Raw genomic sequence first — 11,493 nt, 5'->3', positions numbered from 1 at the left:
GCCTTGAGAGGAGGTGACTATGTTGTCAACAGTACTTGAGCGTGTAACGAAAGTAGTTGTCGACCGTCTAGGCGTCGATGAAAGCGAAGTAAAACCTGAAGCTTCTTTCCGTGAGGATCTTGGAGCTGATTCACTAGATGTAGTAGAACTTGTTATGGAATTTGAAGATGAGTTTGAAACGGAAATTTCTGATGACGATGCAGAGAAAATTGCAACTGTCGGAGATGCAGTAACGTACATTACAGAAAAAGTAGGCGAATGACCTTTTTGGTGAGACACTTTCTTCCTTTCATCTGAAAAGGAGAAAGCGTCTCTTTTCGCTTTACAAGTGTGTACAGACTATTAATAGATGAGAGGCAGAGTAGTTTATGAAAAATAAAAGAACTTCGAAAGAAACCGCATCACACCCTACATTGCCACAAGCTGTACGCGAGAAATTCACCAAGCTCCAGCAAGAATTAGGTGTTCAATTCCAGGATGAGAATTTATTGTATAATGCATTTACCCATTCATCCTATGTCAATGAACATCGCCGAAAGAAATTTTCTGATAATGAACGATTGGAATTCCTTGGAGACGCTGTATTGGAACTTGGGGTATCTAAATTTTTATTCCGTACAGAACCGGCAAAAAGCGAAGGTGAACTGACGAAACTTCGTGCAGCGATTGTTTGTGAGCCATCACTTGTTAAGTTTTCGAATGAATTGAACTTTGGAGATTATATTCTTCTGGGCAAGGGTGAAGAACTAACTGGCGGAAGAATGCGTCCTGCATTACTGGCGGATGTATTTGAAGCGTATATCGGTGCGCTCTACTTGGATCAGGGCATGGAAGTCGTTGAAGAGTTTCTAAAACGAATCGTTTTTCCGAAAATTAGTATCGGAGCTTTTTCGCATGTGACAGATTATAAGAGTCGTCTGCAAGAATTGGTGCAGCAAAAAAATAACGGACCCCTTCAATATGAAGTCATTGAAGAAAAAGGTCCTGCACATGCGAAAAAGTTTGTTACCGTAGTCAATCTCAATGAACAACAACTTGGAAAAGGAATCGGCAAATCCAAGAAAGAAGCGGAACAGGAAGCTGCCCGTCGTGCAATAGAGCATTTATTGATGCAGACAACTGAAGGGGAGAACTAATCGTGTTTTTGAAAAGGCTGGAAATCGCAGGCTTTAAATCTTTCGCGGAAAAGATTCATGTTGATTTCGTACCAGGAGTAACGGCCATCGTAGGACCTAACGGAAGCGGAAAAAGTAATATTATCGATGCTATTCGCTGGGTGCTCGGTGAACAATCCGCAAAATCATTGCGCGGTAGTAAAATGGAAGACGTCATTTTTGCAGGCAGTGATTCCCGCAAAGCGGTTAATTTTGCAGAAGTCACACTTATATTGGATAATACACAAAATCTATTTCCGCTTGACTACACTGAAATCAGTGTAACTAGAAGGGTTTTTCGATCCGGAGACAGTGCGTATCTACTAAACGGTCAGACTTGCAGGTTAAAAGACATCACCACGCTATTTATGGATTCAGGATTGGGGAAAGAGGCCTTCTCCATTATTTCGCAAGGTCGGGTTGATGAAATATTGAATAGTCGTGCTGATGAAAGACGCAATGTCTTTGACGAAGCAGCTGGTGTCTTGAAGTATAAAACACATAAACTGCAAGCAGAGCATAAATTATTTGAGACGACCGATAATTTGGATCGTGTCCTGGATATATTAAAAGAAATAGATGATCGACTCGTTCCTCTTGAAAAAGAAGCGGGTTTGGCTCGTAAAGCTTCTGATCTACGTTTAGAACTTCGGGAAGCTGATGTTCGTTTACTCCATCATGACGCGTCCGCTTTACAACAGCAGATTTCTGAAAAAGCGGCTGTTGTGAAGAGTGATGAATCAGAATTGCGAAAGACTTCCGAGGCCCTCACACAATATGAACAGGAACTGGATCTTGACAAGAAAGTCCTTAAGAAAGCAGAGTTTCAACTGGATGAATTTCAAAACGAATTGATTAAACAGACAGCAGAAGCTGAAAAGTGGGAAGGCAGAAGATTACTGTCCGTTGAAAAGACTCGCAATACGAAGCAGCAAGTAGAGCGTATTAAGCACGAGTTGCATACTGCAGAACAAACACAACGAATAGCTAAAGACAAACTTAGTACCATGCAGATGAAGCAGAAAACTGCCCAGCATGAACTTGAAGAAGTTACACAAGAAAGTAAGCAAGTCACGGCCATGTTAAACAGTTCATTAAAAGAAACCGAACAGCAAATTGAACAGTTGAAATCCGTCTATATTGAGCGTCTCAATGAAGAGGCGACTGTACGTAGTGAAATCAAGCATGTAGAGGAGCGACTCCAAGGAGAAAAGTCTTCCACAGAAAAGATTACGGTTCAGACTACTTTGCTTTCCGAACGCAGACAACAACTTGCGAAAGAACAACAGGAAAAGATTGAGCAAAAAAATACTGTTCAGCAACAGCTTGACGAGCTGGAGAAGTCAGCTAGAGCTTGTCATCAACAATTAACAGAAGAAGAGGAACGTCTATCTACCCAACAGCAGTTTCTGCAAAAAGCATTGCGTAAACAATCCGAAATGCAAGGAAGACTTCGTGCTCTAGAAAGTCTTGAAAAGGACTTTTCGGGGTTCTATTCAGGTGTCAAAGAAGTACTTCATGCAAAGCAACAACAACGAATTCAGGGGATCGAAGGAGCTGTAGTGGAACTCATTACGACGGAGCCGGCCTATACAAAAGCGATTGAAACCGCACTCGGTGGTGCCATGCAACATATCATTACCACGACTGAGCGTGATGCAAGAAAGGCCATCGGTTATTTGAAAACGAAAAATTTCGGTCGAGCTACGTTTCTTCCTATGGATATTTTGAAGCCGCGTGAACTTCCTATGAATAGCCGGCAAGTACTCACGCAACAACAAGGTTTCATCGGTACAGCATTTGAACTCATTCAAACATCTCCGGCATATGAGTCGGTAGCTAAAAACTTATTGGGTCAGACGATTATCGCTAGTGATTTAGAAGCCGCATCAGGTTTAGCGAAATCAATAGGACATCGCTATCGCATAGTGACGCTTGACGGGGATATAATAAATGCAGGCGGTTCATTGACAGGTGGCGGTGCGAAAGGCCAGTCCACGCTGTTTTCACGTAAGGCTGAGCTAGAGACTCTTGCAAATCAATTACAACAAATGGATGAATCTATTCAACAGGCTACTGCACAAACGTCTGAAACACGTAGTCTCGTTGGTGCGAGTTTACATCTTCGTGATCAATTGCGCGTAAAGTTAGAAGAAAACCAACAGAAAAAGTCTCTTATTCAGTCATCTCTACAGGAGACTGAAATGGAAATGCGTTCCGTTGAAATGGAAATATCCACAATTGAAATTGGACGTACAGATACAGCTTCTGCCGAAAAGCAGTTATCGACTAAAAAACAAGAGTTACAAACTCGTCATGAAGCATTGAAAAATGAACTTCAAGAGACGTTGGAAAAGCTGGAAAGTTTAGAAAGACTAGTAGAGAACCGGCGCGAAGAACAACAGTCTCTGCAGAAGAGATTGCATGACTTACAACAAAAAAGCGCTGTATTGAAAGAGCAAAATGCCTACCATTCAAGCAGTATGTTGGAAACGGTCACTCAATTAGATGAGTTGGAGCTGACAATAAGCCAGTTGCAAGAAGAACAGCACTATGTGCAGGAATTTGTAATCGGCAAGGAATTAACACCTGAAGAAATAGAGAAGCAAAGTCAACAAGCGAATGAGGCAAAACAAAAGTTGCAAAAAACGATCGAGACGGAAAAAGCTAAGCGTGTTCAACAAGCTAAACGTGTTCACGATCATGAACAGCGTATAAAAATAATCAGGCAACAAGTAGGCACTATTTCTGAGCGCTTGAACACAATGAGGATTCAGTTATCCAGACTCGAAACACAGTATGAAACGGTTAGAGATCGTTTGGATGAAGAGTACGGCTTGCGTCCGAATGAATTACAGATTGAGGCATTGGATATTCCACTACTTCGCAAAACCGTGGAAGATTGTAAGCAACAACTAGCCACGATAGGACCTGTCAATCCGAATGCGATTCAAGAATTTCAAGAAGTATCAGAGCGTCATGAATTTTTACAATCACAGCGTAATGATTTGATCGAAGCTAAAAATACATTACAAGAAGCTATGGCAGAAATGGATCAGGAAATGAAGAGTCGCTTCGAGACGACATTTGAAGCGATTCGCAGTCATTTTCGTCGTGTGTTTAAGGATATGTTCGGTGGAGGGGAAGCAGATCTCGTTTTAACGGATCCAAACAACTTACTTACTACTGGAATTGATATTATGGCACGACCTCCCGGGAAGAAACTGCAGAATTTACGTCTGTTATCTGGCGGTGAACGTGCATTAACGGTTATTTCCTTGCTGTTCTCTATTTTAGAAGTTCGTCCTGTGCCATTTTGCATTCTCGATGAAGTGGAAGCAGCACTGGATGAAGCGAATGTAGTACGATATAGTAATTATTTGAGGAAAGTTTCGGATCAGACACAATTCATTGTGATCACACATCGAAAAGGCACGATGGAAGGTGCGGACGTCCTATATGGGATTACGATGCAGGAATCAGGTGTCTCGAAATTACTTTCTGTTAAACTATCTGAAGTGCCAGAAGAAATCAGTAGCTAAGGAGTGGAATGAATGTCTTTCTTTAAGAAAATAAAAAATAAAATATCAGGAACAAACGAAGCAGTAGCAGAGAAGTTCAAAGATGGACTGACGAAGACACGCGACTCATTTACATCGAAAGTCAACGATTTGGTATTTAGATTCCGCGTTGTCGATGAAGAATTCTTCGAAGAATTGGAAGAATTATTACTTCAAGCAGACGTCGGATTCGAAACGGTTATGGAATTGATCGATTTACTGAAAGAAGAAGTGCAACGCAAAAACATTAAAGACACTACGGGCATGCAATCGTTGATTTCTGAAAAGTTGGTAGAAATTTACAATTCAGGTGAAGAAGTTTCTAGTGAATTGAATATCGTAGAAGGTAGACTGAACGTAATTTTGATGGTCGGTGTGAACGGTGTGGGGAAAACCACAACGATCGGTAAAATGGCTGCCCGCCTTAAAAAAGAAGGGAAAACGGTTATGCTGGCTGCCGGAGATACATTCCGCGCAGGTGCCATTGAACAACTTGTTGTCTGGGGAGAGCGTACGGATGTAGAGGTCGTTCGTCAGGCGGAAGGTTCGGATCCGGCTGCAGTTATTTTTGATGCTGTGAAAGCAGCTAAAAAGCGTAATGTGGATGTTTTAATCTGTGATACAGCAGGTCGCTTGCAAAATAAAGTGAACTTGATGAATGAGCTAGAAAAAGTACATCGCGTCATTGGCCGTGAAATTGAAGACGCTCCTCACGAAGTATTATTAGCGTTAGATGCGACGACTGGACAGAATGCATTAATTCAAGCGCAGACATTTAACGAAGTAACGAACGTCACAGGGATTGTATTGACGAAACTAGATGGTACAGCGAAAGGCGGTATTGTGCTAGCGATTCGTAATAAGCTCGATATTCCGGTGAAATTTGTAGGTCTCGGTGAAGGCATCGATGATTTACAACCTTTCGATCCGGAGAAATATGTCTATGGATTATTTGCGAACGGATTGGAAATGGAAGAAACTGAAGACGAGGAAAACGAAACTGCAGAAGACAAGTAAAAATACTTGACAGCAATACAAGTGCGCGATATTATATAATAGTGACTGAAGGAGGTCGTGATCTTGCTTGAAAAAACGACAAGAGTGAACTTCCTCTTTGATTTTTATCAATCATTATTAACTGACAAACAACGTTTATATATGCAATTATATTATTTGGATGATCTTTCTCTCGGTGAAATCGCTGAGCAGTATGGCGTATCGAGACAGGCTGTGTATGACAATGTGAAACGGACTGAGGCTATGCTCGAAGATTACGAGAAGAAACTCAATCTGTTTGAAAAGCATGAAGGTCGACTTGAAATTATAGAGCTGTTAGAAGAAATGGCTCCTAGTGAAAATTTTAATCGCTTCATGAAATTGCTACATACCTTAAAGGACTTTGAATAGGGGGGATTGTCTATGGCATTTGAAGGTCTAGCCGAACGCCTGCAAGGAACTATGAATAAAATTACAGGCAAAGGTAAAATTAACGAAGCTGACGTAAAAGAAATGATGCGTGAAGTGCGTTTTGCACTAATCGAGGCAGACGTTAACTTGAAAGTCGTCAAACAATTTGTCAAGACGGTCAGCGAGCGCTCAGTGGGTCAGGACGTAATGAAGAGTTTGACACCTGGTCAGCAAGTAGTGAAAATCGTAAAAGACGAATTAACAAATCTGATGGGTGGAGAACAAAATCCTATTCAGTTCGCACGTAAATCGCCTACGGTCATTATGATGGTAGGTTTGCAAGGTGCTGGTAAAACGACAACTACTGGTAAATTAGCCACAGTACTACGTAAAAAGCATAATAAGAAACCTTTGCTTGTGGCAGCGGATGTATATCGTCCAGCAGCGATCCAACAACTCGAAACATTAGGTAAACAGATTACGGTACCTGTATTTTCTATGGGAACCGATCAATCACCTGTTGAAATTGCCAAACAAGCAATGGAAGAGGCGGAACGTGAGCATAATGACGTGGTCATTATTGATACTGCGGGTCGACTCCATGTGGATGAAGCACTTATGCAAGAATTGAAAGATATTCGCGAGCTGACTAATCCTGATGAAGTATTCCTCGTAGTGGATGCAATGACAGGTCAAGATGCAGTCAATGTTGCAAAAAGTTTCGATGATACAATTGGCATCACTGGTGTCATTCTGACAAAACTTGATGGAGATACACGTGGTGGTGCGGCATTATCTATTCGTACCGTTACTGAGAAACCAATCAAATTTGTCGGTATGGGTGAGAAGATGGATGCGCTTGAACCATTCCATCCGGAACGTATGGCTTCACGGATTCTTGGCATGGGCGATGTCATGTCATTGATTGAAAAAGCGCAGGAAAACGTGGATGAAGATAAAGCGAAAGAGTTAGAGCAGAAATTGCGCACTCAAAGCTTTACACTTGATGATTTTCTTGATCAAATGCAACAAGTAAAGAAGATGGGACCACTCGACGAAATTTTGAAAATGATGCCGGGTGCGAACAAAATCAAAGGACTCGACAATGCCAAAGTGGATGAGAGTCAGATGGGTCGTGTGGAAGCAGTCATTTATTCTATGACGCTTGCTGAACGGGAAAACCCGGAAATTATTAATGCGAGCCGCAAAAAAAGAATTGCTGCGGGTTCTGGAACTTCTACCCAGGAAGTCAACCGTTTGCTGAAGCAGTTTGAGGAAATGAAGAAAATGGTTAAGCAAATGACCAACATGCAACAAAAAGGTAAGAAGAAAGGTAAAATGCCTGGTTTTGATGCGTTTTTCAAATAAAATAGAGGGTGTTAAGAAAAAACCCTTTACAAACAAATAAAAACTTGGTAATATACTATCTTGTGTGAAACTATTCGGAGGTGTAGATAATAATGGCAGTTAAAATTCGTCTAAAACGTATGGGAGCTAAGAGATCTCCTTTTTATCGTATTGTAGTAGCTGATGCACGTGCACCACGTGACGGCCGTCAAATCGATCAGGTTGGTACATACAACCCGCTTACAAAGCCAGCAACAGTTGAAATCAACGAAGAATTGGCTTTGAAATGGCTTCAAGATGGAGCTAAACCATCTGATACAGTTCGTAACTTGTTCTCAGAGCAAGGTATCATGGAAAAATTCCATAACGCTAAATACAGCAAGTAATTTGGAGGGGTGGACATGAAGCAGCTGATTGAAACAATTGTAAAACCGTTAGTCGATTACCCGGACGACGTGAACGTGTTATCTGAAGAACAGTCTCAACGAGTCGTTTATCAGTTATCAGTGAATGCGGAGGATATGGGTAAAGTGATCGGGAAGCAAGGTCGTGTGGCAAAAGCGATCCGTACGATTGTTTACTCAGCAGCAGGCAGCCACCACGGCAAAAAAGTGTATTTGGATATCTTGGATTGATCCAAAAGGAAGGAGCCCCGGTTCCTTCCTTTTTTGCACGTATAAATACTTTTATTCATAAACGGAGGCGAAATAATGGAATGGTTTAATGTAGGCACGATTGTGAATACGCATGGTATAAAAGGTGAAGTTCGTGTGATGTCCAAAACAGATTTCCCGGATGAACGATATGAAGTGGGAAGTGAGCTCGCGATCTTCATGCCGAAAAGCAAAGCACCTACGTTTGTGAAAGTGATTAGTCATCGTAAGCATAAAAACTTTGATTTACTTATGTTCGAAGGCTACCCAAATATCAATGACGTCGAGAAGTTCCGCGACGGCGTAATCAAGGTATCGGAGAAAGAATTGACAGAACTCGGGGAACATGAATTTTATTATCATGAAATCATTGGCTGCCGCGTGATGACAGAAACAGGTGAAGAAATCGGTACGGTTACAGAAATTATAGAAACAGGTGCCAATGATGTGTGGGAGGTAACGCCTGCTGAAGGTAAGCCGCATTATATCCCGTATATTGAAGATGTTGTAAAAGCTATCGATATTGACGAACAAATCATCAAAATTGAATTAATGGACGGATTGCTTTCATGATGAAAATCGACGTTCTCTCTTTGTTTCCGGAAATGTTTGAAGGTGTACTTCATTCTTCTATCATGAAAAAAGCACAAGAACAACAAGCTGCTTCGTTTAAAGTCACGGATTTTCGTGACTACTCAACAAACAAACATAAAAAAGTAGATGATTACCCATACGGGGGCGGAGCGGGAATGGTATTAAAACCCGAACCTCTCTTTGCGGCAGTAGAAGCCGTCACTAAAACAAGTAGTAGTAAACCTCGCGTGATCTTAATGTGTCCGCAAGGCGAACGATTCACGCAGAAGAAAGCGGAAGAACTTGCGAAAGAGCAGCATTTAGTTTTCATCTGTGGTCATTATGAAGGATATGATGAGAGAATACGTGAACATTTGGTTACGGATGAAATCTCACTCGGTGACTTTGTATTGACGGGAGGGGAAGTGGCTTCGATGGCCATCATTGATAGTGTAGTACGGTTACTCCCTGACGTTCTAGGTAACAACCAGTCGGCTGTCCACGACTCGTTTTCAACGGGAATACTGGAACATCCACAATACACTCGCCCAGCAACTTTCAACGGCCTTGAAGTGCCTCCTGTGCTGTTGTCGGGCAATCATGCCGAGATTGAAAAGTGGAGAGAAGAGCAAGCCTTCCTTCGAACGGCACAACGACGTCCCGAATTATTACAAGAAGCACCGTTGACAGATCATCAAAAAGAACTTTATCAGCAATGGATACAAAAAAGAGACTAAATTTGCTTGATTCGTTAACAAGCCTGTGCTATGATTTATAAAGCGCTTTTTAAGAGCGTCTATTTTACTGTTGTTCCGCTGCAAAGCAAAACGTGCAAGAGCATCAGAAAAGAAGGAGAGAAAAACATGCAAAAACTAATTGCAGATATTACAAAAGATCAGTTACGCACTGAACACCCTTCATTCCGTCCTGGCGATACACTTCGCTTGCACGTGAAGATCATTGAGGGAACTCGTGAGCGTATCCAGTTATTCGAAGGTGTTGTTATCAAACGTCGCGGTGGCGGGATCAGCGAAACTTTCACTGTACGTAAAATTTCAAACGGTGTTGGCGTAGAGCGTACATTCCCATTACACACACCTAAGCTAGCTCAAATTGAAGTAACTCGTCGCGGTAAAGTTCGTCGTGCGAAGTTGTACTACCTACGTAAACTACGTGGTAAAGCAGCACGTATTAAAGAACTCCGCTAATAAGATAAACAGAAACGAAGGGGGCCTTGTACTTGGCCTCCTTTCTTTTTGCTCAGAAAGACAATTGGCTGTACAATAATACCAGACAGGGCAGGAGGCTAGATTGATGGAAGAGAAAAAAACGAGAAGTGAAGGATTAGAATGGATTAAAGCATTGTTAATAGCGTTTGGATTAGCCGCCATTATTCGCATCTTTTTATTCACGCCAATCGTCGTTGACGGTATTTCCATGATGCCAACGTTGGAACATGGAGACCGCATGATCGTAAATAAAATCGGTTATACGATTGGTGAACCACATCGTTTTGATATTGTAGTATTCCATGCACCTGAGCAGAAAGATTATATTAAACGTGTAATTGGTCTGCCGGGAGATACAGTGGAGTATAGAGATGATGTACTTTATGTAAATGATGAACCATATGAAGAGCCGTACCTCGATCAATACAAATCGGAAGTGCAGGATGGTACGCTGACGGAAGATTTCACACTGCAGGATGTGCCGCAAATCGAGGCGGAAACAGTGCCTGAAGATCACATATTTGTAATGGGTGATAACCGTCGGAAAAGTAAAGATTCTAGACATATTGGTGCAGTATCAATCGATGAAGTCATCGGCAGTACCAGTGTGGTATTCTGGCCGATTAAAGACTTCGGTCTTGTGAAATAACGAAAGGAGACGATTCGAATGGCTATTCAATGGTTTCCGGGCCATATGGCGAAAGCGAGACGAGAAGTCTCAGAAAAACTAAAGTTAGTGGATATAGTATTCGAGTTAATTGATGCTAGACTGCCGCTTTCTTCACGTAATCCTATGATAGACGAAGTTACACAGCAGAAACCGAGATTGCTTATTTTGAATAAGATGGACTTAGCGGATGAAGTGCAAACTAAACGTTGGATTGCCTACTTTGAACAGCAAGGTTTACGTACTGTTGCGATCAACTCATTTGAAGGTAAAGGTATCCAAACAGTCACCAAAGCTGCAAAAGAAATCTTGCAGCCAAAATTTGACCGCATGAAGCAGCGAGGAATACGTCCTGGAGCAATCCGAGCAATGATTGTCGGCATTCCTAACGTCGGAAAATCTACGTTGATTAACCGATTAGCGAAGAAAAACATTGCGAAAACTGGAAACAAGCCTGGTGTAACCAAAGCGCAACAATGGATTAAATTCGGGAAAGAACTGGAGCTTTTGGATACACCAGGAGTACTGTGGCCGAAGTTTGAAGACCAGCGGGTAGGTTATAAGTTGGCGTTAACAGGTGCAATCAAGGACTCCATATTGAATATGGAGGAGCTCGCAGTATATGGACTTCAGTTTTTAGAGACGCATTATCCTGAAAGATTGGCACAGCGCTATGAAATGACAACAGTGGGTGATAATATTCAATCATTGTTCGATAAAATCGGCGAACGTCGAAAAGTATATACTGTAGGCGGAGAAATTGACTATGATAAAGTAGCAGAAATGATCGTACAAGATATCCGCGACCAGCAAGTAGGCAAATTAACATTCGATTTCCCAGAAGAATTCGAATGACTAGACGCAACGGCTTGGAACTCTGTTTCCGAACCGTTGCTTTTTTGT

At 41.8% G+C, this 11,493-nt stretch carries 13 protein-coding genes; all 13 read left to right on the top strand.

The genetic code is table 11. The annotated features are described in order from the left end of the window. Positions 1–22 precede the first annotated feature (22 nt). On the top strand, positions 23–262 hold the full coding sequence (locus tag H605_RS0100130; protein WP_029052326.1) for an acyl carrier protein: 240 nt from the start codon (positions 23–25) through the stop codon (positions 260–262). Between the two features lie 106 nt (positions 263–368). Beyond that, positions 369–1,136, top strand: a complete 768-nt coding sequence (gene rnc, locus H605_RS0100125) for a ribonuclease III (protein WP_029052325.1) — start codon at positions 369–371, stop codon at positions 1,134–1,136. Between the two features lie 2 nt (positions 1,137–1,138). Next, positions 1,139–4,696, top strand: coding sequence for a chromosome segregation protein SMC (gene smc, locus H605_RS0100120; protein WP_029052324.1), 3,558 nt, complete (start codon positions 1,139–1,141; stop codon positions 4,694–4,696). A 12-nt stretch (positions 4,697–4,708) separates the two neighbouring features. Next, complete coding sequence (gene ftsY / locus H605_RS0100115) at positions 4,709–5,731, top strand: signal recognition particle-docking protein FtsY (RefSeq protein WP_029052323.1); 1,023 nt, start codon at positions 4,709–4,711, stop codon at positions 5,729–5,731. Positions 5,732–5,794: 63 nt separating this feature from the next. Beyond that, entirely contained in the window at positions 5,795–6,121 is a 327-nt protein-coding gene (locus H605_RS0100110) for a putative DNA-binding protein (protein WP_037561306.1), read from the top strand. Positions 6,122–6,133: 12 nt separating this feature from the next. Next, a complete protein-coding gene (gene ffh / locus H605_RS0100105; RefSeq protein ID WP_029052321.1) occupies positions 6,134–7,489 on the top strand; it encodes a signal recognition particle protein in 1,356 nt (451 codons plus the stop codon). A gap of 92 nt (positions 7,490–7,581) precedes the next feature. After that, entirely contained in the window at positions 7,582–7,854 is a 273-nt protein-coding gene (rpsP, locus tag H605_RS0100100; RefSeq protein ID WP_029052320.1) for a 30S ribosomal protein S16, read from the top strand. 15 nt (positions 7,855–7,869) lie between these two features. Further along, entirely contained in the window at positions 7,870–8,103 is a 234-nt protein-coding gene (locus tag H605_RS0100095) for a KH domain-containing protein (RefSeq protein ID WP_029052319.1), read from the top strand. Positions 8,104–8,178: 75 nt separating this feature from the next. Beyond that, positions 8,179–8,694, top strand: coding sequence for a ribosome maturation factor RimM (rimM, locus tag H605_RS0100090; RefSeq protein ID WP_029052318.1), 516 nt, complete (start codon positions 8,179–8,181; stop codon positions 8,692–8,694). Continuing rightward, positions 8,694–9,431 (top strand): tRNA (guanosine(37)-N1)-methyltransferase TrmD, encoded by a 738-nt coding sequence (gene trmD / locus H605_RS0100085; protein ID WP_029052317.1) that lies wholly within the window; start codon positions 8,694–8,696, stop codon positions 9,429–9,431. The genes rimM and trmD overlap by 1 nt, the downstream gene beginning before the upstream one ends. Before the next feature lie 126 nt (positions 9,432–9,557). Next, a complete protein-coding gene (gene rplS, locus H605_RS0100080) occupies positions 9,558–9,902 on the top strand; it encodes a 50S ribosomal protein L19 (RefSeq protein WP_029052316.1) in 345 nt (114 codons plus the stop codon). A 103-nt stretch (positions 9,903–10,005) separates the two neighbouring features. Beyond that, positions 10,006–10,572 carry a signal peptidase I gene (lepB, locus tag H605_RS0100075; protein WP_029052315.1) on the top strand — a complete coding sequence of 189 codons (567 nt, stop codon included), beginning with the start codon at positions 10,006–10,008 and terminating at the stop codon, positions 10,570–10,572. Between the two features lie 18 nt (positions 10,573–10,590). Beyond that, on the top strand, positions 10,591–11,445 hold the full coding sequence (gene ylqF, locus H605_RS0100070) for a ribosome biogenesis GTPase YlqF (RefSeq protein WP_029052314.1): 855 nt from the start codon (positions 10,591–10,593) through the stop codon (positions 11,443–11,445). Positions 11,446–11,493 lie beyond the last annotated feature (48 nt).

It is taken from the genome of Sporosarcina ureae DSM 2281, assembly GCF_000425545.1.
Taxonomy (GTDB): domain Bacteria; phylum Bacillota; class Bacilli; order Bacillales_A; family Planococcaceae; genus Sporosarcina; species Sporosarcina ureae.
The sequence above is the reverse complement of the archived record's forward strand: the minus strand, read 5'-3'. Positions and strand labels throughout refer to the sequence as shown.